Below are 25,460 nucleotides of genomic sequence, written 5' to 3'. Positions count from 1 at the left end.
AAAACTCTCTGATAGGCTTTAAACAGCGAACTGGCAGACAAATTCGCCCTGCTCACAACGCACCTCAACGCGGCGATAGCGTTCATCGCGGGCGTGGGCGCTCAGCAATATCTGGCTCATCTGCGGCAACAGCGTGTTGGTGAGGATGGCATCCACCATGCGACCGCCCGACTCCACCTCGGTGCAGCGCTGGACGATCTGGCTCACCACCGACTCGTCGATCTGCGCCTCAATGCCGTGGTTGTCGGCCAGACGACGCACGATACGCGCCAGTTGCAGCCGCACAATCTCTGCCAGCATCGTGTCGCTGAGCGGGTAATACGGCACCACCAGCAGACGGCCCAGCAGCGCAGGCGGGAACACTTCCAGCAGCGGCTTACGCAGCGCGGTACTCAGGGCGTCGGGATCGGGCATCAGCTCAGGATCGGCGCACATCGCGCTGATAAGCTGCGTCCCGACGTTCGAGGTCAGAATGATGATGGTGTTGCGGAAGTCGATGTGGCGACCTTCGCCATCCTCCATCCAGCCTTTATCAAACACCTGGAAGAACAGCTCATGCACATCCGGATGGGCTTTCTCAATCTCATCCAGCAGCACCACGCTGTAGGGACGACGGCGAACGGCTTCAGTCAGCACGCCACCTTCGCCGTAGCCGACGTAGCCCGGCGGTGCGCCTTTCAGCGTCGAGACGGTGTGCGCCTCCTGAAACTCGCTCATATTGATGGTGATGATGTTCTGCTCGCCGCCATACAGTGACTCGGCCAGCGCCAGCGCGGTCTCAGTTTTCCCGACACCGGATGGGCCGCACAGCATAAAGACGCCTGCGGGTTTGTTGGGGTTGTCCAGGCGTGCGCGCGTGGTGCGAACCCGCTTCGCGATCAGCTCCAGACCGTGACGCTGGCCGATGACGCGCTGGTTCAGGGTGTCAGCCAGATTCAGGACCGCCTCGATCTCATTCTTCACCATCCGGCCCAGCGGAATGCCGGTCCAGTCCGAGACCACGGCCGCTACCACGCCCGCATCGACGGCGGCAAACAGCAGCGGCGTGTCGCCCTGCAGTGCAGTGAGTTGCTGCTGTGTCGCATCGCGCTGTTCACGCAGCGCCGCATCCTCTTCCGTTACACAGCGGGCGCGCAGCGCAATCAGCGTCTCAACCAGTTCACGCTCCTGCAGCCAGCGATCCTGCAGTGCATCGCGTTCGGCTTCCAGCGCCGCGCGCTCACCGGCAATCGCCTGCTGACGGGTCACATCGCCCAGGCCCACCCGGATTTCGCGGTCAATAATCTCCGCTTCAATCTCCAGCGCGGCCAGACGGTGCAGGCAATCTTCCAGCGCCGCAGGCTGCGCGCCCTGACTGACCGCCACGCGGGCGCAGGCGGTATCCAGCAGTGCCACTGCTTTATCAGGCAACTGGCGCGCCGGAATGTAGCGATGAGACAGTTTCACCGCCGCACTGACCGCATCATCCAGCAGCAGCACGCGATGGTGTTTCTCCAGCGCGCTGACGGTGCTGCGCAACATCAGAATCGCTTTGGCTTCATCCGGCTCCTGCACCTGCACGGTCTGGAAGCGACGGGTCAGCGCCGGATCTTTCTCGATGTACTTTTTGTATTCGGCCCAGGTGGTCGCGCCGATGGTGCGCAGTTGTCCGCGCGCCAGCGCCGGTTTCAGCAGGTTGGCGGCATCGCCGGTGCCCTGCTGACCGCCTGCGCCGACCAGGGTATGGATCTCATCGACAAACAGCACAATCGGCGTCGGGCTGGACTGCACCTCATTAATCAGCGCCTGCAGTCGCGCTTCGAACTCCCCTTTCATCCCGGCACCGGCCTGCAGCAGGCCGATATCCAGCAGCCAGAGCTGCACATCGCGCAGCGGCGCAGGCACATCACCCGCTGCGATACGCAGCGCGAGACCTTCAACCACCGCAGTTTTGCCGACGCCCGCTTCACCGGTCAGCAGCGGGTTGTTCTGGCGACGACGCATCAGGATATCGACCATCTGGCGGATTTCATCGTCGCGCCCGGTCACTGGATCGATGCGGCCTTCACGGGCGCGTGCGGTCAGGTCCTGTCCATACTGCTCCAGCGTGCTGCCACCCGCCGCAGGGGGTGCGCCAGCGGCATCAGCAGGCGCGCTCAGCGCCTGCTGGGCTTCTTTGCTGTTGCTGAGCAGCGAGTCGAACTCCGCCAGCAACGCATCGGCGTTGACGCGGCTGAACTGGCCGGAGATGCCTTTCAGCACGCTGGCCAGGTTGAAGGTTTTCAGCATGCCGATCAGCAAATGGCCGCCGCGAATGCGGGTCGCGCCATATTTCAGCGAGGCGTAAACCCACGCCCGCTCGACGGCGCTGTCGATATGCTCGGAGAGGTCGGAGACCGCACTGGCACCGCGTGGCAGGCGATCCAGCGCGGCAACGATGTCCTGAGTCAGGGCCTTTTCATCCAGTGAAAAATGTGTGATGACCTGCTGTAAGTCGCCATCCTGCTGCTGCATCAGCTGATGCAGCCAGTGCACCAGTTCAACATAGGGATTGCCGCGCAGTTTACAAAAGGCGGTGGCGCTTTCCAGCGAGGTAAATAACAGCGTATCCAGTTTGCCGAATAGCACGGCACGGCTGATTTCTGACATAGGGGGCTCTCTTCAATGAAAGACGCAGGCTGTGTAACAGGGAAAGCGGCTGGGCTAGCGCGAAGCAGCCTCAACCTCAAACATAAAATCTTCTCGATCCTGCGGCTGCGGCATCTGCCCCAGCCAGCTGGTGTAACCGAGTCGGGCACTGCCGCCCAGCGCCACACCCTGCACCTCATCTGCGGCCAGGATCAGGCTGAGATCCCACTGCATTTCGATGCCGAGGTAGTGACGCACCCAGTCGCGCACTTCGCGCGCACCGGAGGCATCGGGCAGAAAATGGGCATACTGCGCGGCGCTGAGCGGCCCCAGATGGAGACGAAAACGGTGCTGCACATCGCGTACCGCTACCCCGAGAAAAGCGGAGGCACCCAGCCGGGGCATATGGCGTCCCGCACCCAGCCGGGCCTGATCGCGGCTGTCCAGCGTCAGCCAGTGCGGCAGGTTCTGCGTCAGACGGACCGGTACGCCAAAGTAGTGGCGCAGAATCCGCACCAGCCCTTCGGCATCATGGCCGTGACGGCTGAGATGGCCCACCAGCATCAGGCGGGCATGAAGACTCAGCGAGCTGGCCTGCTGCTGGGCCGGTAAACCGATGCCCGCCAGGCAGGCGAGATAGTTCAGGAAGCGGCTGTCGTCGGGGCGATCCAGCGACACGGTCGGCTGCGCATCGGCCCAGGCGCGATAGAACAGCAGCGTGGCGCGATGGTGAAACAGATCCGCAAACGCCCACAGGCTGTGATCCTGATGATGCACGATGCGTTCATGAACATATTCGGTCAGATGGGTTGGCAACGGGCCGTTGGGGCCAAACAGGCCAAAGCTGTAGATCGACAGCTCATGACGGCCCGACTCTTCACGTGGCGTAGCGCTGGCAACCGTAGCGGGGGCAAACGCCAGTGACGGCGTCTGACCGATGCGTACCGATTCAAACTTCGGCAGCGGCGCACGGCCCAGCGGATAACGCTGCCCGCCCTGCGCATCCAGCCGCCGCAGCAGCTGGAACAGATCGTAGCGCCACGGTGCGGCCATCACTTTTTGCCAGAAATCATCCGGCAACCGGGTCAGCCGCGGCAGCGTAATGACTTTTTCGCCACTCATATCAGCGCTTTCCGGCCCATGCGCGGCGGCCAGTAGCCCACTTCCCCGCGCTGCTGGCTGTTGAGGGTGAACTCCGTGAAGCTGTTCAGCGCCACCAGGCGGCCACAGAGCCGCTCCAGTACGCTGCCGAACAGCCACGGGCTGGCACCCGAAAATGCCTGCTCATCCACTTCCAGAGTGATGCTGACGCCGCGCGCAAACACCACCGGGCCTGGCTCCGGCACGCGGCGGTTGACCGCGCTGAGCGTACAGTGCCGGATGCCGTCAATCTGGCGGGCAACCGGTGCTTCCGCCAGGTTGGCGTAGAGGCTCAGCAGCTGGCGCAGCGCGGCCGCGCCTTCTCCGTCGCTGCTGTCCATCAGGCTGAGATAGTTCATCTGCAGATGGCTGATCAGCCGCCACGCAGAAAGGCCTTCGGCCAGCGCCGGACGCGGTGGCGTTGGCCCTTTGCACAGTTTCAGCTCTGACACCGGAATGGAGTCGGGCATCACGAAGTTGCCCTGATCCTGCTGCAGCATCAGCGGCAGATCGCGGCTGGTGCACATCACCTCGGCAGAGAGATAGCGCACGTCATCGCGCCACGGCGTGTGATGCTCATCCACCAGCGACAGGAAGACTTCGGAACCGATGTAGCCGGTGCGCGTGCCGTAGCGCTGCGCCTGCTCTGACAGGGTGCGCTGTTCGCGACGCAGCGAGAAGTAGGCGCCGTAGTCGCCCTGGTCGCCGCTGAAGGTGCTCCAGAACGGGCGGAAAACCTGCTCTTCCCGCTTACCTTCCACGGTAGCGAACAGCCGCTGCACCGAATGCACCTCATAATCCAGCGGCCGGATATTATCCACCACCAGATGATATTCATGCTGGCTGTCGCTGACCTTCAGGCGCTCGGCGGTTTTCGGGAACAGGTTGATGACCGGCGTACAGTGCAGCGCCAGATGGCTGTGATCGACCACGCTTTCCAGCGCGCTGTCCGCTTTGTCGAGCAGGATGATAATGTCGAACGCCGTGGCGTTGTCGCAGCGGCGCAGAAATGGGCCGAGCTGACTCAGACTGATAAACTGGAAACGGGCCGGAAAGGCGAAATACTCCTGCAACAGGCGATAACCGTCGAAGTTGCGCAGATCGTCCGGCAGCAGCGCCTGCTCCGGCGCAAAGCCCTCCTGCTGCAGGGCTTCATCCGTCAGCACCTGACGCTGCGGCCGCTTCTCTACCGACTGCAGCACGATGCCCACCCGGTGCTGCATCAGCAGTTCCAGCAGCTTCAGCGCCTGAATATCCGGACCGCTGAGGAACAGCATCAGGTCATCCACGTTGAGCTGACTCAGCGAGGAGATCCCTTCACAGGTGATGCGGATGCGCAGCGCACTGGCTGCGCCCAGACCCGTGAGTTTCAGCTCGCCAGAGGGCAGATCGCCCGGCACGCCGCCAAGGCTGGCTTCGCTAATCCGCAGCGGATGCAGCACCACATCGTGTGCGGTGGTATAGCTGCAGGTCACGCCGGTTTTTTTCAGGTTCTGGCTCTCCATCATGGTGCCACGCGGCACGCGGAAACCCTGGGTGATGTCACCCTTGCGGCTGTCCGGCGTCAGCTGTGCGATGGCCATTGACGGCGTTGGCGAGAGATAGGATGGCGCAATCATCTCCAGCAGACGCTGCGAGAAGCGCGGAAACTCCGCATCCATCTTCAGCTGCACGCGCGACGTCAGGAAGGCGAATCCTTCCATCAGCCGCTCTACATAGGGGTCCGCCACGTCGATGCCATGCATGCCGAGCCGTCCCGCCACTTTGGGATAACGCGTGGCAAACTCCGCCCCCATCTCGCGCAGGTAGGCCAGTTCGCGGTTGTAGTAGTCGAGCAGATTGCTGTCCATGATTACCCTGCATCCTGAAGTTCGAAATGGCCGCTTTCCAGATCAACCTGAGTGCGGAACAGAAACGCCAGCGGATAAGGCACGCACCAGAGCCGCCCTTTGATCTCAATCGAGAGCACATTGTGCAGGCTGAGCGAGCCGAGATCGCTGACGCAGCGCACCTGTAGCCCCTGCGGCAGAATGCGGGGCTCAAAGTGCAGGATGGCGTTGGTCATCTTGCGCTGCATATCCTGCCATTCGATATCGGAGACGTTCTGCCCGGCCAGCGGCGCAACGCCAAAGTTCCAGACCGAGCGCTGCACCTGATCGAAGCCGCTGAGATCCTGCTGCGCTTCGTTATTAATGGTGTTGAACAGCCACTGCAGATCGCGCAGGACGTGGCGGCGCAGCGTGCTGTGGCTGATCAGCATGCTGTTCTCCGGCTCCTGCTGCTTGTCCGGCGCGTTGTCGGTCAGGCGATCCAGCAATGAGGATTGCAGCTTGTCGCGGGCGGTTAACGCGTCACGCTTTTTGCGCACGCGAAAGCCGCCATGCAGCTGGGCATAGCCATCATTGTGCGCGCCTGAATCATGACTCATCGGCAGACTCTGTGTTGTCGAACGCGACCTGCTGCAGGCTCAGCAGCGAGAATTCCGCGCTGTCGCTGAGCCACATTTTTTGTCCCTGACCAACAAACTGGTCCGGGTCGTCGCCCATCGGCTGCCATTCGGTGACGCTGCCGCGCAGAAAACGCTCGTCAGCACCCGCCAGCAGCGGATAGCGCGCCGGGATCTGACACACCTGCTCGCTGCCATCCACCAATTGCACACGCGTGTGACGCCACACCAGATCGGTGACGCTGGCAGGTGCCTGGAACTGCATCTCACGAATGGCAGCAAACGGGATCCAGTAATAACGCCCCTGGTTGATCACTTCACACACCGGCCCGAAACGGCTGTCGCCATCCATCAGCCAGCTGAATGCGGTCGGCTGATCCTGCTGAGTGGCCGTGCCGGGATTGGCGGCAGCAAGCTCCAGCGCGTCGGCCCGCAGTGCGTTGCCGCGCGTGGTATCACCCGTGGTTTCGGCCTGCAGGGCGGCCAGCAGCGTGTCGCACCAGTGCCAGGCGCTGCCCGGCAGTACCGGCTGTGCCTCGCCACGCAGCACCGCGTCACGCTGCAGCTCACCGGCAATCGCCTGCTGCAACAGATTGACGGTCGGTTGTGCCTGCGGGCTTAACGCCAGCCAGGATTGCAGCTGTGTCTGCGCACGTGTCCAGTTGCCCGACAGGCAGAGCAGCTGCACAAAGGCAGCCCGCAGATCGGCATTCGCCGGATTGGCCTGAATCTGGCGGGTGACATCCGCCAGCGTCTCGCTGAGCGTGGCGTTGGCCAGACGGTGTTGTAAGGATTCCATGCAAACTCCTTTTGCGTCAGTTAAGGGTGCGATAGACCGCAGCGGCGGGATCTTTCAGTTCAGGATGCAGCTTTTCCACCAGCTGTACGCTCAGCGTGGCGTTACCGCTGACCCACGGTGACCAGACTTTGCGGACTTCCTGCAGACGCGCTTGCACCGCACTCTCATCAGCCGCTTCGCTGGCGGGCATCTGCACCACCACCTGACGCGTGGCCTGCCAGCCGTTAAAGCGGTTGCTGAATGGCAGAACCAGCCAGCTGTCCGGAGATTTTTCGTTGCTCAGCACCATGCGCTCGCTGTTGACCGTGGTGATGTGCAGTTCAGCGGTAGACGACTGACTGCTCAGTCCCATCACCGGGAAGCCCTGCAGGAATGTCACACCGACGGCTGCTGGTGCGCCGTTACCCTGCTGCGTCAGGCGGCTGTGTCCGCTGAGCCAGCCATCGGAACCGCAGACCAGACCCTGTTTTGCCGGAACAAACAGCGCGCTGCCCTGCGCCGGATGCTGCCACCAGGTGCGGAAATGGCAGCCATCGAGCAGACTGAATTGCAGCCATGGCGAGGTGTCCGCCTGGGGGGCATTGCGCAGTGCATCAGCGGGCACGGCTGCAGTGGCTGGCTGTTGCTGTTGCTGCGGCGCAGGCGGCGTCACCACGGTTTTCCACTGCTGCGCGCGGGCGGCGCTGCCGGTGGCGATTTCACTGCCTTCTGCATCGGTCAGCTGCCAGTGCAGTTGCTGCAGGGGTTTACACTGCGTTGCCATCAATCCGGCCACCCGTGGCAGAAACTCTTTTAAGACCGTCGGGTTTTTCTCACCCAGCGTGACGATTCGCAGGTTAATGGTGCTGTTACACCAGCTCGACAGCTGATTGTTTTTGACGTTATCAATCCAGACATCCAGTTTCTGTGCCGGGGACTGTACGATGCGATAGTTTTCAGCATAAGCCTGCGTGCTGAGCAGCAGCGCAGCCAGACCCAGTAATCCATATTTCATGTTGGCGTTCTCAATCTCGCAGAGGGAAGAACTGCGCCGCTTCAGAGAGCGAGTGCAGCAAGGTGGTATCCTGGGGCGATCCAATCCAGACGGCCAGCGCGCTGAAATTATCCTGCTGCCCCTGATCCGACTGATCGTTTTTGATGATTTGCTGCATCAGCGTCAGCCACTCTTCCGGTGTATTCACCATGTGCAGTGACTGCTGCATCTGCTCCAGCGTCACGCCGTGCCAGAAACCATCGGTGCAGAGTAAAAAGGCATCGCCATCTTCAATCTCAACCACATCGCTGTAGCTGGCGTCGCGCTGCTCATCACCCATTCCCAGCGCGAAATAGAGCAGATTGCTGTTGATGCCTTCGGTGCGATGGCCAGCATCTTTCATCTGCTGCACCAGGCTATGGTCAGTAGTGACGAGATAGAGATAGCCGCGACGAAACAGATAGAGGCGGCTGTCGCCTGCATGGGCCCAGCAGGCAAGATGGTAGTCGCGGTCAATGAAAAGGCTGACCAGCGTGGTTCCCATGCGGCTGTGTTCGCTGCTGGCTTTCTGCTGCTGCCGGATAGCGTGGTTCGCGTGATTGACGTAGTTGCGAATCGACTGCGCATTGAGGTGCGCATCACCATCAAACGATTGCAGCAGGCTGCTGCGGGCGATGGCGGCGGCCTTATCTCCGCCGGGAAATCCGGCCACACCGTCACACACGACAAAGCAGGCTGAACGCTTACCGATGACTTCACCGATCTGATCCTGATTACTGGCGCGATCGCCCTGATTCGACGTCGAGGCAATAGTGATATTCATGCGTCATCCGTGTGGGTTTGTGAGTCTTTGTACTGATTGACTTCCAGGTCATAGGCGTGCAGAAACGCTTCGCCAAACAGGGTGTGAAAATCGTCTTCGATCTCGCCCGCTGTCTCGCCGTAGCGCTCCACAAAATGCTCCCACAGTGCCGCTTTGCGGCTGCCCGGCAGGCCGATACGCGAAACCGATCCTGCCTGACGCGCCTCTTCCTCCAGCTGCTCCGGGTTAAAGGATTGCAGCATGGAGGCGATGATGGCGCGGATACCGGCGATCATGCCCAGCTGGTGCGCCTGCAGATCGATCAGTGCATCACGCACCGCCTGACGTGGCGGCATAAAGCCCGGCATCCGGCTGCCGAACATCTGCATTAATACGGTTTTACCCGACGGCAGCAGCTTGAACGGGTTGTTGGCGTCGTCGAGAATCACCGTCATGTCGGCTTTGACGCCACGCTTGAGGATCGAACGCGACGACAGCAGTGCAACCGTGCCCTGCGAAAACATGCTGAGCATCTGACCAAACTGCAGCATCTGCTCACGATCAAACTGTGGCGTCGGCTGCAGGTCACGCAGGCCCATGCCTTCCAGCAGCGCATCCAGCAGTTCACCCTTGAGAGCGTCCCCGCTGCTCTGGCTCGGCACGGAAGGATGAACAGCGGCAGCATGATGGCGACCGGATGCCACCGGATCGATGCGCAGCCGCCCTTTTGGCGTCGGCGATGGCGTGCGCTGCACCGTCTGCGGCGTCGGCAGCGTAATTCCGCCGTAGTCATTCTGCGGATTCACCGCTTCCGGCTGGCCGGACTCCGCTTCATCAGCCTGCGGCGTCTGGCGTGGGGCTTCGCTGTGAGGCTGGTCATCAACAGGTAAGTCGATGCCGCTGAACAGCGGTGAGTTTTCCATGTCGTTCAGGCTGACAGAGACCTGCTCAGGTGCGCGGGCAGTAACCGGCTCAGGCTTTGCCGCTGGCTGAGGCGGTACCTGCAACGTGGCGGGTTTTGCCGTCGGCAGCTCCGGCTGGGCCAGCGGCACCGCGTTCCCCATCATCAGTCCTAATGGATCATCGTGGTTGCGCACATCCGCGCTGCTCTCGCCATCAAACAGGCTCAGCGGATCCAGTTCAGCGACGGGCGCTTCAGCCTGCTTTGGTGCGCTGTGCTGCTGAGCAGACAGCGTGCTCGGCGTCCGGTCGTCAAAAATGCTCTGCTGCGCGAACAGCGCATCGCCGTCGTCAAACAGGCTGCTGCTTTTAGGTTTCTGACCATAATCCAGCGGCGCATCGTTGATCAGTTGTGCCAGTGGATCTTCCGGATTACGGTCTGGCATGGCGGGCGCGGTCAGCGGATGAGCATCCGGCATCTCCGGCACCGCTTTGCGTTTAGAGAGATCGTCGGAAATCGAGAACTCTTTCGCCAGGCTGTCCCAGATTTCGCTGGGAATGGCGGCGGTGCTGGCTTTTTCGGCTGCCGGTTCGCGAGCAGGCGCGACAGGCTGGACCGGCTCAGGACGCGGAACGGCCCTTTCCATCTGCGGCTGATGATCGCTGTTGAGGTCGCTGACCAGCAGCTGATAATCATCGATGCCCAGTATGTCACCATCCTGCAGCTCAACCTGCCGACCGCGTTCCAGCGGGATATCGTTGAGCAGAACGCGCGTCACATTGCCACGGTTGGTCAGGCGACATTCGCCGTTAGCCGTGATGTGCACAATCGCCTGCAGGCGTGAAAGCGTCCGGTCGTCATCCGGCAGCACCAGATTGTTATCCACGCCGCGACCAATGGTGCCGCCGGGCGGAAAGAAATCACAATGAGTCTGTGGCGGCTGTTGGCCGGGTTTAGTCGTTATTATCGTAAAGCGCATAACGGATTCCTGCGGTTAGCGGTTCGGCATCTATACCGCGCACCTCTCAGGGAGAGGCGCGCGGTATAGGAAGCGGAGAGTTTTATTATTGGGGTTGTATTTCTTATTTTTACGATGGTTTATTTAAATAACAGCATTGGCTTATTTATTTTAATGACGATATTTCGACAACCTATTAATTACAAGGAATTGATGAGGAAAATAACTCAACCAGACTGGAGGTTGATTCTTATAAAGATTAACAGTGAATAACCAGCTCAGATTTAATCGACATAGAATTATTTACTGAAAATGAATAAACGTGATGACAGCGTAATGCAGAGAGTTAATTTATAGCGAATAGCGTGCCCAGCCTGTAAAGCCTGAGCACGACAATATAATCAGTAAGGCAGTTGCTTCAGAATAGCAGTACGCTCTTTGTCGATGCGAATAACGCAGAGGTTGGTCGCTACCGCATTCGCATTGCTGCCTTCTTCAGCGGCAAAGGCCTCCAGCTTGCACTGACCGTCACGATATTTCAGCCAGCTACGCTGGGTATCCACCAGTGTAGCGACATAGTCATCAGCCAGTTTTTTCTGCGTGCCGTACATCTGCACAATGCGTTTTTTAGCCGTCTGGTACTCTTTGTTCAGGTCATCTTCCGCCAGCTTCTTCTGCTGAACAGTACACTTGAACAGGGCACCGTCTGAAGGCTGTTTTGCACAGGTCTCATCGGCAAGCGCTGAAGCACACACGAAAATAGAGAGTGCGATCAGAGCCAGTTTATGGAGTTTCTTCATACTTTTCTCAGCACTCTTAACGATCAATGATAGGGAATTATTTTTAATTTTTTGATTCTTTGCTCGTTAAGCTCAGAAGTACACATATTAATATTAGCGTTACTTAAATCACTTCCCTTGTCTGCAGCATACGAAGCGAGCTTACAGTCATTATCCCGAAACTTCAGCCAGGCTCGTTGAGCTTTAGTGAACGTATCCATATATTGGCTTAACTCTTTATTATCGCCTTTAAAAAGCGTTTCAACTCTGGTCTTAGCGAGTTTGTATTCTTTATTTAAATCAAGTTCAGTTTCGTTTCTGTTTTTTTGGGTGCAGGAATAAACTTCCTGATCATTATTGCCGCTTGAACAATCACTCATTGCATGAACGGGGGGAACATAAATGACTGTGACACAAAGCAATGAAGACAAATAAGATCTCATTAAAGTCTTCACCTGTAATACCTCTTCAATGCGTGAGTACAAGCGCACGCTCAATAACATCGGATTTATATATGCGTTTCTATTTCATCATCCCAACATCCTGAGCAATAACCTTACCCTTGAATGTCACGATATAATCCCAAAGACTCTCTCCCTTCTGACTGGGATAAAAAGAATAATCATACTGACCATTAACGAAGCGATAGCCCCGGAAGTCACAGACATCAGGACAATTTGTATTGATCGTTTCACCTTTAAGAACTATCGATGAATTATCTCTTACTCTTGTTGACTTAAGCGAAACGTTATCACAACTGACGTTACCTTCCTCACAGCCATAGGTGATATCCGCTCTGAATATTTTTCCTTCAAAGTGTGAAACCGATTTCGCCAAAGACAATGAAGGCAGACTCATTAGCACTATGATAATAAAATGAATGACTTTCTTCAGCATGTGGGAATTTCCTTACAGGAGTCACTACCCTGCTTAACTTCAGGTGTAATGAGCGATTCCATTTAATTAAACACATCCCCTTTGGGAATTCACTACTGAGGTTTAACGCTGCAATCACCTTCGGGTTCTGCCAAAAAAGAAATTACTTTTTGTATTTATTATAGAGAGCCTCAGCATCCTGGCTTTGCGAAAGTAATGTGCATTTCATCATATTGAAGCTTCCTTTGACCGAGCCGGTCAGGTCCATCTTCAGATAGGCATTGATTAACTTATCGCCATCACTGAAGGCTTCAACAGGGAGATGGCTGACCTCTAACCAGGCTGACGCACTTTTAAAGGCATCATCGCTGAAAGCCTTGTCAGTGGCAGCTTTTCCTGCACAGCGGTTCAGAAGCCAGTTGCTGAAAATCTGCGGTTGCTTAAAGGAATCTGGCGCCGGAGGCGTTATCGCCAGCACCGCAGGAGATAACGTCAGAGCAAATAACATCAGGAGTTTTTTCATTTCAGTATCCACAGTGAGGCAACATCAGGAACAAAACTACCATTTTCTGCGCCACCCAGGAAGTGACAGGTATCAGAGCAGATATTGCCGTTCCAGAGTGTCACGTGCCCACGGGCATTGCTCCAGCCACTCCCCTGAAAAACAATAATCCCCTGTTTACCGTTAAATGAGCCGGGTTTTGGTGAGTTAACGGTCAGATCTGGCTGACCAAACGCGCCGACTAAAAAGTCCATCATGTCGTTGACGCGAAACATATAACGCTTTTTGTCTTTACCCGTTACGGTCGCATAACGACTGTTTGCGGGAACAGGAACACCAGTGTAATTAAGAACATAGCTCATTCTGATTGGACAGGCATTCTCGAAAATTCCGGCGGCGATATTTGCTTCTACTTTTCCACCCAATATTTCTCCAACCTTCTCAACTGCAACATTAACTTCTGAGAAGCGGTTCCATGCAGCTGAAAATTGAGGTCTTAAATGTGCCATAGCAAAACTCCTTTTAAAGCCTCCCCTAAGGGGAGGCTGCTGAGCAATATTACGCTTCTTTGTTGCCTTTGATGTCCCAGCCGGCGCTGCTCTCTGCACCTTTACCGCCGGAAGAGCTCTGCTCCCAGTACTGCTGCTTCACTTTAGAAGCCTGGAAGGAGTAAGTCATTCCCAGGGTATCGCCGTTGTCGGAACCATTGTAATTCACAGCGGTCACCAGAACGTCTTCCAGGGTAATGCGTGCATACTCAACCTGAGAGCCACCCGCTTTACAGATAGAGAGTTCGACTTTAGCGAGATGTTTACCGCTTGCGCAGTTCTTCAGCAACGCCGTGGTCGATTTGTCGATCAGTGCATTAACATGCAGGTCGTTGAAGTTAACCTTACCGGCACCGCCGCCCCCGCCAACAGACATGTTGCCTGGCTGAGAGGCACCCCATGAGAAAGAGGTGATATCAGTCCAGCCTGAGTGGTTTGAGTCTTTAGACTCGCCGGTGACTCCGTCAACCTTCATAAACATATCAATAGCCATTATCTTTCACTCTTTATTGGTTAAGATTATTGCTTTCAAAAAAAGCAAGGATATGGCAAAAAGAAAAGCATGGGGCTGAATAAAACAGTCCATATTTTACCTTTGCCTTGCTTCTGAAATATCGTTATAAACCATATTCCAGACGTCGTATTGCCGGTTATTTAACCGGACAAAAATCGGTATGCGTTTTCATGGCGAGGACAACAGCAGATAATCTGATGCCCTGCCATAGACCTCATGCCCAGGCGGTCATTTCATAGACAGCATCCTGGCAGATCGTTTATAGTAAGCAGGCGCTTATAAAGTTCACAGAAGGAATGAATATGAAAAAGATCATCTCACTTTTCCTGATAGTCGTGTTGTCGCTGCTCTCTCTCTATGCCATCGCTGATATTATTGGTTCAATATATCTGGTTGCTCGCTATGAAAACTTTACTCTCTCTTCTTCCGGGATCATTGCTGGTAAAATTCTCTTCACCGCCGTCTGCATGGCCTTTATTTTTATTTTAATTAAGATATCACGCAGAAAACTGGTTAATTAATTTCCTTCAACTTTTGCGCCACGGCATAAAGCGATATTGACGCAGTTATTGAAATAATAATCAGGGCTGCGTTAATAACCTTACCCATTACTGATATGTCCCAGTCAAAAAACAGAATATAATAACCCGAGCAGGTAATTAATATCAGGGCAGAAAAAAAGGTCAGCAGATAACTCATTAAAAAGAGAGCTGCCTTTTTAAACATCATGCATTCCTTCCACAAAGTTAGTAAAGACCTCATTGGCGAGCGGGGAGTTATTCTGTTGCAATGCAATTGCATCCAGCCAGGGATCAATGTTGTCCTCCAGCAGGAAATAGAGTAAATCAAGATCGCCCGCTCCGCGCAGCAATGCGTACACCTCCTTGTTCTTTTTCATCAAATCTCTGGAGGTATAGATCGATCTTGAAACTGATGCGCCAATTGTGATGATCCCTGTCATCCCCGCGCTAAAAAGAAACTTTGGTATGACCCGACTAAAAAATCGTGAGACGATCGCATCCACAAAAAGGTATTTAAACGTAAAAGAGCCTGCAGCACTTCCGCCCATTTTGACCAGCATTTTTTCTAACTGCTGTTCATTAAGGCGTTTAATATATTGCTCAACCACCAGCTTAATCAGTTTCCTGAGAGCGTCACTGGTCGCCCCTTTTTTCAGTAAGGTGAGCAATCGAATACGATCCGTCTCGTTATCCCAGCGATGATCGCTATCTAAAAAGTCTTTGGTCAGCGCATAGAGATCACCCGGAATAGAGGTAAATCCACTTATTGCACTCACCATAAACGTCTCAACGCCTGATTTCTTTTTGGTATTGAATAGGCCCAGCATGCCATCAGCGATATTTTTCGGTGAATCCATGTCCCACATCCTTTTTTATGCAGCAATCTTTCCCGTAAACCGGGAGCGTAAAACCCTTTGTCCCGGTTACTCTGTGACTCAAGGTAAACGTGATGCCCGGTTATCCCAGGCATCACGCCTCCGTCAGCCCTTAAGCATTGTCATTTTTCAGTGACGGCAGCTTAGAGACCAGACGCAGAGACACCGTCAGGCCTTCCAGCTGGTAGTGCGGGCGCAGGAAGAATTTCGCGGCGTAATAGCCTGGATTATCCTCCTGCTCTTCCACATTCACCTCGGCAGCGGCCAGCGGCTTGCGTGACTTGGTCTCCTGCGAGGAGTTAGCCGGATCGCCATCGACGTAGTTCATCACCCAATCATTCAGCCAGCGTTCCATCTCATCGCGCTCGCGGAAAGAGCCGATCTTGTCACGCACGATGCACTTCAGGTAATGCGCGAAGCGGCAGCAGGCGAACAGGTAAGGCAGACGCGCGGCCAGACGGGCATTGGCGGTGGCATCGGCGTCGTGATACTCCATCGGCTTCTGCAGTGACTGCGCACCGATAAAGGCGGCGAAGTCAGAGTTTTTGCGATGCACCAGCGGCATAAAGCCGTTTTTAGCCAGTTCGGCTTCGCGGCGATCGCTGATGGCGATTTCGGTCGGACACTTCATGTCCACGCCGCCGTCATCGCTCGGGAAGGTGTGACACGGCAGATTTTCCACTGCCCCGCCCGACTCCACGCCGCGGATCGACGTACACCAGCCATACTCTTTGAAGGAGCGGTTGATGTTAGCGGCCATGGCATAGGCAGCATTGCTCCAGGTGTAGTTGCCGTGATCGGAACCGTCGGTCTGCTCTTCGAAATCGAAGCTGTCGACCGGGTTGGTGCGGATGCCATAAGGCAGACGCGCCAGGAAGCGCGGCATCACCAGGCCCAGATAGCGTGCATCTTCCGATTCACGCAGGCTGCGCCACGCAGCATATTCGGTGTTCTGGAAGATCTTGGTCAGATCGCGTGGATTCGCCAGCTCCTGCCAGGACTCCATCTGCATCACTTCGGGCGCGGTGCCGGTAATAAACGGACAGTGCGCGGCCGAACCGATACGGGCCATCTCACCCAGCAGCTCAACATCCTGCGGGCTGTGGTCGAAGTAGTAGTCGCCGACCAGGCAGCCAAACGGCTCGCCGCCGAACTGACCATACTCCTGCTCATAAATCTTTTTGAACAGTGGGCTTTGATCCCAGCCGGCACCCTTATAACGCTTCAGAGTCCGACCCAGTTCCTGCTTGGAGATGCTCATAAAGCGGATTTTCAGCATCTCGTCAGTTTCAGTGTTGTTCACCAGATAACTCAGGCCGCGCCAGGCGCTTTCCAGCGACTGAAACTCCGGATGGTGAATAATCTGGTTCACCTGCTGCGATAGCTTTTCGTCGATCTCAGCAATCAGCGCCTGAATGGTGCGATACGCATCGCTGGAAACGGTAACGGTGTTTTCCAGCGCCTGCTGCGCCAGGGTTTTCACCGCGCTTTCAACTGCCGCGCGCGCCTGATCGCTTTTTGGCCGGAACTCTTTATTCAGCAGTGCACTGAACTCATCCTGGCTGAAACTGGCTGCGCCCTGTGACTGCGGTTGTTGTGAAGTCTGCGTCATGCCTGCGGCTCCTTACCTTCAGTGGCCTCATCCTGCTTTGGCAGATGGGTCAGAGCCTGCAGCAGCGTAGGATCCTGCAGCACCTTACCAATCAACTCTTCAGCGCCGTTTTTGCCGTCCATATAGGTCAGCAGGTTCGCCAGCTGGGTACGCGCTTCCAGCAGCTTGCTCAGCGGCTCGACGTTGCGGGCCACTGCGTCCGGTGAAAAGTCATCCATGCTGTCGAAGGTGAGATCGATGTTGAGCTTACCTTCGCCGTTTAGGGTGTTATCTACCTGGAACGCGGCGCGTGGTTTCAGCGCTTTCATGCGCTCATCAAAGTTGTCGATGTCGATTTCAAGGAATTTGCGTTCGTCGATGCCCGGCTGCGGCTCCAGTGGTTTACCCACCAGATCCGCCAGCACGCCCATCACAAACGGCAGCTGGATTTTGCGTTCCGCGCCATAAATTTCCACGTCATATTCAATCTGAACGCGAGGCGCGCGATTGCGGGCAATGAACTTCTGCCCACTGGATTTGCTTGTTGCCATGGTTTTCTCCATCAATGATGCGCGGATAATGTGTCACAGCAGGCGCGCAGGTCCCGCTGTGTGAGTGGGTCACGCCTGCTTAGTCGCGACGTCCGAAAATGGTTTCCAGCTGATGCACGCCATCGGGTGCCAGTTCACGGATGATCTCCAGGAAGTCGCGCTCGATTAAGCGCTGCACCCGGTCGATCATCAGCGGGGCCGGGTGGCTCGGCTCATGCTGGGTGAAGTAGAGCTTCACTTTTTCCAGCATCAGCTGGGCATCAGCGCGGGAACTGATCTGTACCGTGCGCCAGTCCGCTACAGCACGTGGAGTCGCTGCGGCAGCCGCCGGAACAGCCGCTTCTGCGGGCTGTTCCGCCGCTACGGTGGGAATCAGCTGGCTGAGGTCCGTGGCCTGGCAGCGTTCGGCGATCAGCGCAATCTGTCTGCGCAGCAGCGCCAGTTCCGGCACCGCCGCGTCGCCCAGCCGTTCGGCCACGGTTTCGCAGATGGTCTGCAGCCGCTCATGAATCTGCAGTACGGCCTCAATGCCGGGCTGGTCGCCGCGCGCCAGTTCGTCGATCAGGCGCGGCAGGCCGCCAGGGTAATCCGCCACCTCGGTTTTGCTGCCGTCGCACAGGGCGGCAGCATCGCGCAGCGTGATACCGTCAGACGGATAGCGCAGCAGCCAGCACTGACGCACTGCGCCGCTGAGATCAGTCTTGTCACCCAGCAACGCCAGGGCATTGATACGGTAGAAGGGATCCTGCTCACCGTACTCTTCCAGACGGGGCCACAGCGGCTCCCAGTAGAGCAACAGCGCCTGTTCAATCAGCTTTAGCCCCTGGGCATAGCCCGGCAGCCCTTTTAACTCCGTCCAGGCGTGAGTCAGCGACAGCATCACCCGTAAATCTTTGCTGCGGGTCAGCAGCCCTGTCGCCAGCTTCTCGACTTTGTTCCAGTCGGCGGGTTCCGCCGGAATGATGGTGTCGCCGAACTGCTGTTCCGCTTTACCGGCGCTGGCCTGCTCCATCGCCTGGAAATCGGCGTCGTACTCCAGGTTATCGCCGCCGGGATTCTCCTCACTGACCGGAGCCAGCAAAGCCTCTGTATTCATCGTCATGCGTGTCGCCTCAGGATTCAAACATCGGGGGATAAAGTCCGTTTCGTCCCGGCTTTGCCCCACCGGCCGGATCAAACAGCAAGGAAAAGAGCTGGGCGGTGAAGTTACCGCTGTGGACCTGGGTATAAAGCGGGAAACCGTCGCTTTGATTGGTCCACCAGAAACTGGTGTAGAACTGCGGGTCGAAGTTCTCGCCCGGCAGCGCCCAGTTCAGCGTCGAGGGCGTATCGCCATGCCCGATGACGTTGAGAATATCCGAGGCGTCACCCGCTTCCTGCGGCGGTTGCGGCTGCGGAATGCTGATCAGCGCCTGATCCAACTGCTCCGGTGACCCGCCGCCCTGCACCACCCGCAGCAGCGTATTGCCTACCTGCTGATACCACTCGCCGGAGCGTGCCAGCAGGGCTGGCGACCACTCGGCAGGGGTGAAGTGGCGCAGCGCGCAGAGCGGATAGTTACGCCCTACGCTGTCCCGTGCGGCAATCAGGCAGCCCATCTGGATCAGCTGACTGCCCAGCATCGGCGGCACCACAAAATTCCAGACCGGCGCGTTGAGGAACGGGCGCGACGGGGCGTTTTCACTCTCCTGGCTGCTCTGCCAGTGATGCAGGCCCACCTGAAACCAGCTGGACCATTGGCGATAGAGCACGTCAGGAAAGCGGCGCTTCACAAAGTCACCCGCGCTGGGCAATTTGCCGTACCAGCAGGGTGCAGCGTAATGAGTCATTGTCGGGTCCTGTTTCAGGGGCAGCTAAAGCCGGGAAGCTGGAACGGGTTACGAATGCTGCCAGGGGTGAACGACAGCGTGACCTGATGGCCTTCCACGCTGAACGTGGCTTCACGGGTCAGGCCGCCTGCAGCGGTAACACGGGCGCGGTCAAAGAAGCGATTGAGCGCCCAGGGGCCGCTGGTGACCAGGGTCGACGTGGTGCCGTTGGTCAGGCCCAGCTGCATCCGCACCTGGCTGGTGCCGCCAGGGCCTGGCCAGCTGACCATCTGCACCGCCTGTGGCCCGTGGCTGTAACGCAATATCTGTCCATCCACATCCAGCGTCAGGTTGAGGATGTCGTTGTCCATTTTTACGGTGCGCAGCGTGACGCGGAAACCTGGCGTGGTTGCGCCGTTAGCAAAGAACGCATCGCGGATTGACTGCGCCTGCTGGAACGGCCGCAGTAACGCTTCGCCACCTGGCAGCGTTTTACCATCGATACCCGGCGTAAAGCGCCACGCCGCGTTGGTGGTATCGACTTTGCTGGCCAGATTGTCGCGGAAGAAGCTGTCCATCATGCCGCTGCCAGGCGCAAACATCCGGGCCAGATCGTCTGGCGTCACTTCACTGCGCGCGGAGCGAACCAGCGGATAACGACCGGCGATCGCCTGACGACAGAAACTGCCGACTTCCATGGTGATGCGTTTACGGACGTTATCCATGTCGCGCCGCTGTGCATCGCTGCTGGCGCCGACAGCCATGCTGGAGACCATATTCTGCAGCGAACCGGGCAGTCGTCCGGCACTGGCCTGCAGGCGGCTGATCGCATCGCTGGCCGGTGGCGGCATTCCGCTGTTGGCGGCATCCTGTACCGCCGTCAGGTAGCGATAGAGATCGTCAATCTGGTGCAGGAAGTCATCCACCGCCAGCACCTTGCTGCCCTGTTGCAGCGGCTGCGCCAGCTCAAGCACCGGCGCAAAGTGCACGGCAACCGCCTGCTCTGGAGAGACCTGGGTTGCCGCCTGTCCTCGCGCGGCACTCGCCTCGGGCGAGGTAAACAGTGCTTCGAGGGTGCGGGTGGCGCTGTTATCCGCTGGCTTCGCCGCCTGCGCGGTTTTCTCATCAGGCTGCGCCCGGTTCAGCGTCAGCAGGTTGCTGAGGTTGATTACCAGCTGGCGCAGCGGAGAATGGTTACCCGACAGCAGACGCGCGGTGTTGATGCGTTGCGAAAGATCGGCGCTGCTGTTGAGCTGGATATCGCTCAGGAACTGCTCCCACTGGCGGATGTAGTCCTGCACATAGAGCTGGCGCACCGCGAGATCGGTCTGCTCACTTTTCTGCTGCGGCGCAGCACCGCCCAGCACCCAGAGATCGTCCTGATAAAGCGCCTGTGTTACGGGAGCAATCTGCTTGTCCACATGCTGCCAGTAGCCATCTGGCGTATAGAGACCGGATACCCCGTCATTGACCGATTTACCGCTTTTACGGGAAAACACCAGCTCGCTCTGAGGGCCGCCCAGTGCCGCCAGGGTGACCGGCTGCAGGCTGTCGCTGCGCGAAAGCAGGCGCTTCAGTCGTCCATAAACCCGCTGTGACAGCGGCATCTGATTAATCAGCGCCTGCTCGCGCTTGACCAGTTCATCATCCTTCGCATACGGCGATGAGTGGATCTGCGTCTCCAGCAGCTGTTGCAGATGCCACGCCAGCTGTTTTACCTGCTGCTGCGTGACGTTCTGCGGCAGCTCACGCGAGAGATTCAACATCAGCCACGCCTGCAGGAATTTGCCATCGTAGTGCTTCGGCTGATAGAGCATCTGATACGCCTTCAGCGCTTCATAGCTGTAGTCCGCGTCGCTGCCATTATCATTGCGCAGCCAGCGGGTGATGTTCTGCGCCACCTGCGGCAACAGCAGCTGTTTCAGCGCTTTGTCGTAGAGTGCGCGGGTCGCATCACTGACCTCGGTGCCGCGATAAAGCCCCATACGGCGCGTCAGTGGCGGGGACTCCAGCGAGAAGTCGGCGCTTTCCGGCAGGTGCAACAGGGTGTTGAGATAAGGCACCAGCGCAAAGAGATCGCCATTGACCTGCTGCTGAAGCTGATCGCCCAGCTGCTCGACCTGCGGTCCTTTAGCGGCCATCTCCTGCAGATACGTTTTGTTCTTGCTGTAGCTGGTCAGCCACAGTCCGCCTGCCACCAGAAGCAGTAACAGCAGCGCCAGATAACCCGACCACAATCCGGCGCGGTTACGCAGCTCCCACCAGCGGTTGCTGCCCGCCAGACCCGATTCCTGGAAAATCACATTTTCCAGCACCCCTTTCAGGAAGAAGCTCTGGCCTTTGTTCTGCGGAATCGGTGACTCTTTATTGACCTGATCCCAGCTTCCCGATTCTCCCGCCTGCTGACCCGGCAGATTCAGCGCGCGGTTCAGCTCGCCCATCACCCGGTCAAACGGCAGCCCTTCCTGGGTGCCGCTGGCAAAGTAGATGCCGCGTGGCGCGAACTGGGTTTCAAAATCGGATCGGGCAAACAGCGTGTCGAGCGCGTCTGCCAGCAACGGACGTAATGCCGCGAATTCCTGCGGGAAGAGATAGCTCTCGGCCCGCGCCTGCGCATCACTTTCTGTCAGCAGCCGATCGGCCAGTCCGGCATCGAGCCGCTGTTGCAGCAGTGAATACTCCTGCTGGAACTGGCTGTTCAGCTCGAAATCGGCGGCGGACGCTTTCGCCCATGGGAAAGTGAATCCCCAGATCTGTTCACGCTGGGCTTTATCCAGCGAGGCGAAGTAGCTGCGGAAGCCTTTGAGCAGGTCAGCTTTGGTGACCAGCACGTAGACCGGGAAGCGGATGCCGAGACGATCGTGCAGTTCCATCAGGCGCTGACGCAGCGCCAGCGCCTGGTTGCGCAGCGCTTCGGGCGACTGACTCAGCAGATCGGAGACGCTCAGGGTGACGATGACGCCGTTGATCGGCTGACGTCCGCGATATTTACGCAGCAGGTCGAGGAAATGATGCCATTCGCTGGCATCGCTAGCCTGCTGACTCTCCTGAGTACTGTAGCGCCCGGCGGTATCGAGCAGCACGGCGTCGTTGGTGAACCACCAGTCGCAGTTGCGGGTGCCGCCAATGCCGCGCAGCGCCGACTTGCCGAATTTATCCGCCAGCGGAAACTGCAGGCCGGAGTTGACCAGCGCGGTAGTTTTACCGGCACCGGGTGCGCCGATGATCATGTACCACGGCAGCTGATAGAGATACTGACGGCCAAAGCGCTGCGCCCAGAACGGCGTGCCCTTGCTGCTGTGGCGCTGGAAGTGCGCCTTTTTCAGCATCTCGGTGGCTTCTGAGAAACGCCCTGCCAGCACCTGCTCTTCACTGGTCAGGCGCTGACGATCGGCTTCCGGCGCATCGCTTTTGCCGGTTTCCAGACTCGACATCAGCTTACGGTTGAGCCAGAAATTGTAGAGCCGCGGGATCGCCTGCCCCAGACCCCAGACCAGATAGAGCAGCGCAATACTGATCATGCGGTTCTGCTCTGGCTCAAGCGGACGCGAATCAACGATAGAGAAGACCGGGCCAATCACCCAGATGATAAAAGAGAGCGCGGTAATGCCGACAAAGCCCCACGCGAGGCGGCTGGTCAGCACCGCAAACAGAATATTCAGCATGGATCAGTTCCCTCTCGCCAGGCCGTTGAGTTCGGCATGCGTCGCATCCGGCGCCACCAGCAGTGTGATTTCAACGCGACGGTTACGTGCGCGATTTTCTGCGCTGTTGTTCGGCACCAGCGGATTGCTTTCGCCGCGCCCTTCCGCTTTCACCCGTGACGGATCGCCCAGCTGCTGTTGCAGCAGGGACTGCACCGACCGGGCGCGTGCCAGCGAAAGCTCAAAGTTGGAGGCGAAGCGCGCGCTGCGGATCGGCACGTTATCGCTGTAACCAATCACCTGAATCTGACCGCTGACGTTGTTCATGGCGGCGGCGATGCGCTGGATTACGTCGACATAACGTCCGCGTACCTCGGTGGCCGCCGAAGCAAACAGTCCATCCCCTTTCAGCGTCACCACGCTGCGATCCGCTTCATCACGCACGGCCACCAGCCCGGCATCGATTTCCGGTTTCAGGAAGGCACGCAGGTTGAGCGTGGCAGGCGGTGGCGGCGCTGGGTTGCCAATCTTCACTTCCGGCAGCGCCGTCTGATAGATGCGGGCCAGTACCGGCGAGGTGTAATCGCCCAGACGCCAGTTGAGCACAATATAGAACAGACAGGCCGCCAGCCCGGCGACGGCTGCACAGGCCCACAGCGGGATCATCGGGCGCCACAGTTTACGCAGCACCGGCTGATCGGTGGGATGTGGTGACAGCGCCGCCGCGTAATTGCCGCGCACGCTTCTGATCATCTGCAGCAGACGCTGCTTGATGGTCTCCAGCTGCGAGCGGCCGTTGTCCAGCACCCGGTAGCGTCCTTCGAACCCCAGCAGCAGGCAGAAGTAGATCAGCTCCAGCATCAGAATGTGACGTCTTGGGTTCTGCGACAGCTTGGCCAGCAGCTGGAAAAACTTCTCGCCGCCCCAGGTTTCGTTGTGAAAGGTGACCAGTAAGCCGTTGCTGGTCCAGACGCCGCGACTGCCCCATGGCGTCAGCGCCGCCGCTTCATCCAGTGCGGTACAGAGGCAGTAACGCGCACCGATGATCACTTCGTAGCCGAGGCCCGACTGCTGGCAGTTCAGCTCAAAGCGGCGAATCTGGTCAATCAGCTGCTGGCGCAGTTGCGCCGGGTCTTCATGCGAGACCGAATGGCGGATCTGTGGAATCGCGTTAATCAGGGGGTTAGCCGCCGCGACCAGCACATTCTGGTGGCTGGCATCGGGCGCAAGATCGCTGTGTGATTTTTGTTGTTCCTGCATCATGCTGCGTGCTCAGTTTATTATTCTGACTGACTGCGGATGGCCCAGAACTCCATGTTCAGGCCCGGAAACTCACCGGCAAGATGCAGCGCAAAAGCGCCCGAGCGCTCCATCTCTTTCCATAGCTCGCTGTTCTTATCCAGTTCGAAATAGCTGTATCCGGCATGCCACGGGATCTGCGGCGGCGCGCCGGGCATCGCCCGAAGTGCCAGACCCGGCAGCTGCAGCTGCACCAGATCGCGGATTTTGCTGACCGGCGCGACTTTCATCTGCGCCGGGAAATGGGTTTTGAGAGTATCGGCCGGTACGCTGGCTTTCACCGCCAGCACAAAGCCAAACTCGTGCACCATGCTGCTCTCCGGCACGGTGGCGACATTGAGGCCGTGTGAGCGCTGGGTCAGCGGCAGCTGAATCGCGCTCTCTTCCATCACCTGTGACAGGCCCTGGCGCAGCAGCAGCGACAGGCGGCTGAAGCAGCTATGCAGATCGTCATGATCGTAGAGCGGCAGCGAATCCGGTGCGCGGGCGGGCGTCCAGGTGCTCAGCTCCGCTGCCAGTTGCAGCCAGTGGCTGTAGAGCGTTTCAGGATGCAGCAATGGCAGATGTTGCAGATGGCTGTGCAGGCCAAGCTGACGATTGAGCAGCGCCAGCAGCATAAAATCGACCATATCGGCACTGTTGAAGCGACCGGTGCCCGGTGCGCGCTGGCTCAGCTGCTGGCTGCGTTGCTGAATCAGCCCGTGCAGATCGTTAAACATGTTCTGCAGCGGACGGCTGCTGTTCAGGGTCAGCATCGGCGGGATGTAGTCGCTGTCGAGCCGGATATGGTTGTCGCTGCGTTTTTCAATCACCTGCGCCACACCCATCGCGGTCCACTCGGCGGTCAGATCCTGTTCCAGCATCAGACGCAGGCGCAGCTTGCCGAACTGCACGGTGGCGCTGCCGATCGCCTGCGCGTTGTCATCTTCCACGTCTGCTTCCCAGGCGAGATAGCGCGCCAGAGAATCCTGCGACTCCTGAAACGCTACCGCCTCGCGGCCATTGCGCCGGGCCGGAATCGCCAGCACCACTTTGCTGCGGTCAACGGAGGACGGCAGATCCAGCGGCGCCGGGCCATGCTGTGGCTGGCTGAAGGAGAAGAACGTGCCGTCAGGCAGACAGCCGCTGGCCGCGCTCAGCGCCAGTTTTCCCTGACGCAGCAGCGCTTCATCAAACTCCAGATCGTAAAAGCCCCACGTATAGGCGCGCTGAGACTGGCCCCACTCACGCAACGTGCTGAGAAGATAATTTTCTGACTGCTGGAAATGGTGAGGACGCAGAAACATCCCCTCCGTCCAGACCACCTTTTCGGCTCTGTTCATAGAC

At 57.9% G+C, this 25,460-nt stretch carries 24 protein-coding genes; 1 reads left to right on the top strand and 23 read right to left on the bottom strand.

The window, feature by feature from the left end:
- Window positions 1–18: 18 nt before the first annotated feature.
- The 14 genes from tssH to ACN1CO_RS03995 form a co-directional block, all read right to left on the bottom strand.
- A complete protein-coding gene (gene tssH, locus ACN1CO_RS04060; protein ID WP_419137876.1) occupies window positions 19–2,628 on the bottom strand; it encodes a type VI secretion system ATPase TssH in 2,610 nt (869 codons plus the stop codon).
- 54 nt (window positions 2,629–2,682) lie between these two features.
- Complete coding sequence (gene tssG / locus ACN1CO_RS04055) at window positions 2,683–3,729, bottom strand: type VI secretion system baseplate subunit TssG (protein WP_419137874.1); 1,047 nt, start codon at window positions 3,727–3,729, stop codon at window positions 2,683–2,685.
- Window positions 3,726–5,597 carry a type VI secretion system baseplate subunit TssF gene (gene tssF, locus ACN1CO_RS04050; protein ID WP_419137872.1) on the bottom strand — a complete coding sequence of 624 codons (1,872 nt, stop codon included), beginning with the start codon at window positions 5,595–5,597 and terminating at the stop codon, window positions 3,726–3,728. The genes tssG and tssF overlap by 4 nt, the downstream gene beginning before the upstream one ends.
- A gap of 2 nt (window positions 5,598–5,599) precedes the next feature.
- Entirely contained in the window at window positions 5,600–6,175 is a 576-nt protein-coding gene (tssE, locus tag ACN1CO_RS04045; protein WP_419137870.1) for a type VI secretion system baseplate subunit TssE, read from the bottom strand.
- Window positions 6,165–6,992 (bottom strand): type VI secretion system accessory protein TagJ, encoded by an 828-nt coding sequence (locus tag ACN1CO_RS04040; protein ID WP_419137868.1) that lies wholly within the window; start codon window positions 6,990–6,992, stop codon window positions 6,165–6,167. The genes tssE and ACN1CO_RS04040 overlap by 11 nt, the downstream gene beginning before the upstream one ends.
- Before the next feature lie 16 nt (window positions 6,993–7,008).
- Complete coding sequence (locus ACN1CO_RS04035) at window positions 7,009–7,986, bottom strand: hypothetical protein (RefSeq protein ID WP_419137866.1); 978 nt, start codon at window positions 7,984–7,986, stop codon at window positions 7,009–7,011.
- 10 nt (window positions 7,987–7,996) lie between these two features.
- Window positions 7,997–8,788: a PP2C family protein-serine/threonine phosphatase gene (locus ACN1CO_RS04030; protein WP_419137864.1), complete on the bottom strand. Its 792-nt coding sequence runs from the start codon at window positions 8,786–8,788 to the stop codon at window positions 7,997–7,999.
- A complete protein-coding gene (gene tagH, locus ACN1CO_RS04025; RefSeq protein ID WP_419137862.1) occupies window positions 8,785–10,647 on the bottom strand; it encodes a type VI secretion system-associated FHA domain protein TagH in 1,863 nt (620 codons plus the stop codon). Before tagH ends, ACN1CO_RS04030 begins: the two co-directional genes overlap by 4 nt.
- Window positions 10,648–11,027: 380 nt before the next feature.
- The gene (locus tag ACN1CO_RS04020) at window positions 11,028–11,426 is read right to left on the bottom strand and encodes a lysozyme inhibitor LprI family protein (protein ID WP_419137860.1); all 399 of its coding nucleotides are present in this window, start codon (window positions 11,424–11,426) and stop codon (window positions 11,028–11,030) included.
- Between the two features lie 23 nt (window positions 11,427–11,449).
- Complete coding sequence (locus tag ACN1CO_RS04015) at window positions 11,450–11,860, bottom strand: lysozyme inhibitor LprI family protein (protein ID WP_419137858.1); 411 nt, start codon at window positions 11,858–11,860, stop codon at window positions 11,450–11,452.
- A 67-nt stretch (window positions 11,861–11,927) separates the two neighbouring features.
- Window positions 11,928–12,302 carry a hypothetical protein gene (locus tag ACN1CO_RS04010; RefSeq protein WP_419137856.1) on the bottom strand — a complete coding sequence of 125 codons (375 nt, stop codon included), beginning with the start codon at window positions 12,300–12,302 and terminating at the stop codon, window positions 11,928–11,930.
- 142 nt (window positions 12,303–12,444) lie between these two features.
- The gene (locus ACN1CO_RS04005) at window positions 12,445–12,804 is read right to left on the bottom strand and encodes a T6SS amidase immunity protein Tai4 family protein (RefSeq protein WP_419137854.1); all 360 of its coding nucleotides are present in this window, start codon (window positions 12,802–12,804) and stop codon (window positions 12,445–12,447) included.
- Window positions 12,801–13,292, bottom strand: a complete 492-nt coding sequence (locus ACN1CO_RS04000; protein WP_419137852.1) for a type VI secretion system amidase effector protein Tae4 — start codon at window positions 13,290–13,292, stop codon at window positions 12,801–12,803. The genes ACN1CO_RS04005 and ACN1CO_RS04000 overlap by 4 nt, the downstream gene beginning before the upstream one ends.
- Window positions 13,293–13,341: 49 nt before the next feature.
- Window positions 13,342–13,824, bottom strand: coding sequence for an Hcp family type VI secretion system effector (locus ACN1CO_RS03995; RefSeq protein WP_031592956.1), 483 nt, complete (start codon window positions 13,822–13,824; stop codon window positions 13,342–13,344).
- 323 nt (window positions 13,825–14,147) lie between these two features.
- On the opposite strand from ACN1CO_RS03995, the gene ACN1CO_RS03990 reads away from it, so the two are divergent.
- Complete coding sequence (locus tag ACN1CO_RS03990) at window positions 14,148–14,366, top strand: hypothetical protein (RefSeq protein WP_419137850.1); 219 nt, start codon at window positions 14,148–14,150, stop codon at window positions 14,364–14,366.
- Here the strand turns inward: ACN1CO_RS03990 and ACN1CO_RS03985 are convergent.
- From ACN1CO_RS03985 to tssK, 9 genes are all read right to left on the bottom strand, one after another.
- The gene (locus tag ACN1CO_RS03985) at window positions 14,359–14,574 is read right to left on the bottom strand and encodes a hypothetical protein (protein ID WP_419137848.1); all 216 of its coding nucleotides are present in this window, start codon (window positions 14,572–14,574) and stop codon (window positions 14,359–14,361) included. The two genes, ACN1CO_RS03990 and ACN1CO_RS03985, sit on opposite strands and share 8 nt — an antisense overlap.
- Window positions 14,564–15,223 carry a hypothetical protein gene (locus tag ACN1CO_RS03980; protein WP_419137846.1) on the bottom strand — a complete coding sequence of 220 codons (660 nt, stop codon included), beginning with the start codon at window positions 15,221–15,223 and terminating at the stop codon, window positions 14,564–14,566. Before ACN1CO_RS03980 ends, ACN1CO_RS03985 begins: the two co-directional genes overlap by 11 nt.
- Window positions 15,224–15,353: 130 nt before the next feature.
- A complete protein-coding gene (gene tssC / locus ACN1CO_RS03975) occupies window positions 15,354–16,853 on the bottom strand; it encodes a type VI secretion system contractile sheath large subunit (RefSeq protein ID WP_090962033.1) in 1,500 nt (499 codons plus the stop codon).
- Window positions 16,850–17,383: a type VI secretion system contractile sheath small subunit gene (gene tssB / locus ACN1CO_RS03970; protein ID WP_008925979.1), complete on the bottom strand. Its 534-nt coding sequence runs from the start codon at window positions 17,381–17,383 to the stop codon at window positions 16,850–16,852. Before tssB ends, tssC begins: the two co-directional genes overlap by 4 nt.
- Before the next feature lie 79 nt (window positions 17,384–17,462).
- Window positions 17,463–18,479 carry a type VI secretion system protein TssA gene (gene tssA, locus ACN1CO_RS03965; protein ID WP_419138969.1) on the bottom strand — a complete coding sequence of 339 codons (1,017 nt, stop codon included), beginning with the start codon at window positions 18,477–18,479 and terminating at the stop codon, window positions 17,463–17,465.
- 16 nt (window positions 18,480–18,495) lie between these two features.
- Window positions 18,496–19,212 (bottom strand): type VI secretion system-associated protein TagF, encoded by a 717-nt coding sequence (tagF, locus tag ACN1CO_RS03960; RefSeq protein ID WP_090962038.1) that lies wholly within the window; start codon window positions 19,210–19,212, stop codon window positions 18,496–18,498.
- A gap of 14 nt (window positions 19,213–19,226) precedes the next feature.
- Window positions 19,227–22,856, bottom strand: a complete 3,630-nt coding sequence (gene tssM, locus ACN1CO_RS03955; RefSeq protein ID WP_419137842.1) for a type VI secretion system membrane subunit TssM — start codon at window positions 22,854–22,856, stop codon at window positions 19,227–19,229.
- A 3-nt stretch (window positions 22,857–22,859) separates the two neighbouring features.
- Window positions 22,860–24,098, bottom strand: coding sequence for a DotU family type VI secretion system protein (locus ACN1CO_RS03950; protein WP_419137840.1), 1,239 nt, complete (start codon window positions 24,096–24,098; stop codon window positions 22,860–22,862).
- A 17-nt stretch (window positions 24,099–24,115) separates the two neighbouring features.
- Complete coding sequence (gene tssK / locus ACN1CO_RS03945; protein WP_419138968.1) at window positions 24,116–25,456, bottom strand: type VI secretion system baseplate subunit TssK; 1,341 nt, start codon at window positions 25,454–25,456, stop codon at window positions 24,116–24,118.
- Window positions 25,457–25,460 lie beyond the last annotated feature (4 nt).

It is taken from the genome of Pantoea sp. R13S299 (assembly GCF_048515925.1).
Taxonomy (GTDB): Bacteria; Pseudomonadota; Gammaproteobacteria; order Enterobacterales; family Enterobacteriaceae; genus Pantoea.
The sequence above is the reverse complement of the archived record's forward strand: the minus strand, read 5'-3'. Positions and strand labels throughout refer to the sequence as shown.

Excerpts from the sequence above, each read along its gene's own strand:
- ACN1CO_RS04040 (WP_419137868.1), bottom strand. The coding sequence starts at position 6,992 with ATGGAATCCTTACAACACCGTCTGGCCAACGCCACGCTCAGCGAGACG.
- ACN1CO_RS03990 (WP_419137850.1), top strand. The coding sequence starts at position 14,148 with ATGAAAAAGATCATCTCACTTTTCCTGATAGTCGTGTTGTCGCTGCTC.
- ACN1CO_RS04010 (WP_419137856.1), bottom strand. The coding sequence starts at position 12,302 with ATGCTGAAGAAAGTCATTCATTTTATTATCATAGTGCTAATGAGTCTG.
- tssC (WP_090962033.1), bottom strand. The coding sequence starts at position 16,853 with ATGACGCAGACTTCACAACAACCGCAGTCACAGGGCGCAGCCAGTTTC.
- tssB (WP_008925979.1), bottom strand. The coding sequence starts at position 17,383 with ATGGCAACAAGCAAATCCAGTGGGCAGAAGTTCATTGCCCGCAATCGC.
- ACN1CO_RS03995 (WP_031592956.1), bottom strand. The coding sequence starts at position 13,824 with ATGGCTATTGATATGTTTATGAAGGTTGACGGAGTCACCGGCGAGTCT.
- tssE (WP_419137870.1), bottom strand. The coding sequence starts at position 6,175 with ATGAGTCATGATTCAGGCGCGCACAATGATGGCTATGCCCAGCTGCAT.
- ACN1CO_RS04000 (WP_419137852.1), bottom strand. The coding sequence starts at position 13,292 with ATGGCACATTTAAGACCTCAATTTTCAGCTGCATGGAACCGCTTCTCA.
- ACN1CO_RS04020 (WP_419137860.1), bottom strand. The coding sequence starts at position 11,426 with ATGAAGAAACTCCATAAACTGGCTCTGATCGCACTCTCTATTTTCGTG.
- tssH (WP_419137876.1), bottom strand. The coding sequence starts at position 2,628 with ATGTCAGAAATCAGCCGTGCCGTGCTATTCGGCAAACTGGATACGCTG.
- tssM (WP_419137842.1), bottom strand. The coding sequence starts at position 22,856 with ATGCTGAATATTCTGTTTGCGGTGCTGACCAGCCGCCTCGCGTGGGGC.
- ACN1CO_RS03950 (WP_419137840.1), bottom strand. The coding sequence starts at position 24,098 with ATGATGCAGGAACAACAAAAATCACACAGCGATCTTGCGCCCGATGCC.
- ACN1CO_RS04030 (WP_419137864.1), bottom strand. The coding sequence starts at position 8,788 with ATGAATATCACTATTGCCTCGACGTCGAATCAGGGCGATCGCGCCAGT.
- ACN1CO_RS04035 (WP_419137866.1), bottom strand. The coding sequence starts at position 7,986 with ATGAAATATGGATTACTGGGTCTGGCTGCGCTGCTGCTCAGCACGCAG.
- tssF (WP_419137872.1), bottom strand. The coding sequence starts at position 5,597 with ATGGACAGCAATCTGCTCGACTACTACAACCGCGAACTGGCCTACCTG.
- ACN1CO_RS03980 (WP_419137846.1), bottom strand. The coding sequence starts at position 15,223 with ATGGATTCACCGAAAAATATCGCTGATGGCATGCTGGGCCTATTCAAT.
- tagH (WP_419137862.1), bottom strand. The coding sequence starts at position 10,647 with ATGCGCTTTACGATAATAACGACTAAACCCGGCCAACAGCCGCCACAG.
- tssA (WP_419138969.1), bottom strand. The coding sequence starts at position 18,479 with ATGAATACAGAGGCTTTGCTGGCTCCGGTCAGTGAGGAGAATCCCGGC.
- tssG (WP_419137874.1), bottom strand. The coding sequence starts at position 3,729 with ATGAGTGGCGAAAAAGTCATTACGCTGCCGCGGCTGACCCGGTTGCCG.
- tssK (WP_419138968.1), bottom strand. The coding sequence starts at position 25,456 with ATGAACAGAGCCGAAAAGGTGGTCTGGACGGAGGGGATGTTTCTGCGT.
- tagF (WP_090962038.1), bottom strand. The coding sequence starts at position 19,212 with ATGACTCATTACGCTGCACCCTGCTGGTACGGCAAATTGCCCAGCGCG.
- ACN1CO_RS03985 (WP_419137848.1), bottom strand. The coding sequence starts at position 14,574 with ATGATGTTTAAAAAGGCAGCTCTCTTTTTAATGAGTTATCTGCTGACC.
- ACN1CO_RS04005 (WP_419137854.1), bottom strand. The coding sequence starts at position 12,804 with ATGAAAAAACTCCTGATGTTATTTGCTCTGACGTTATCTCCTGCGGTG.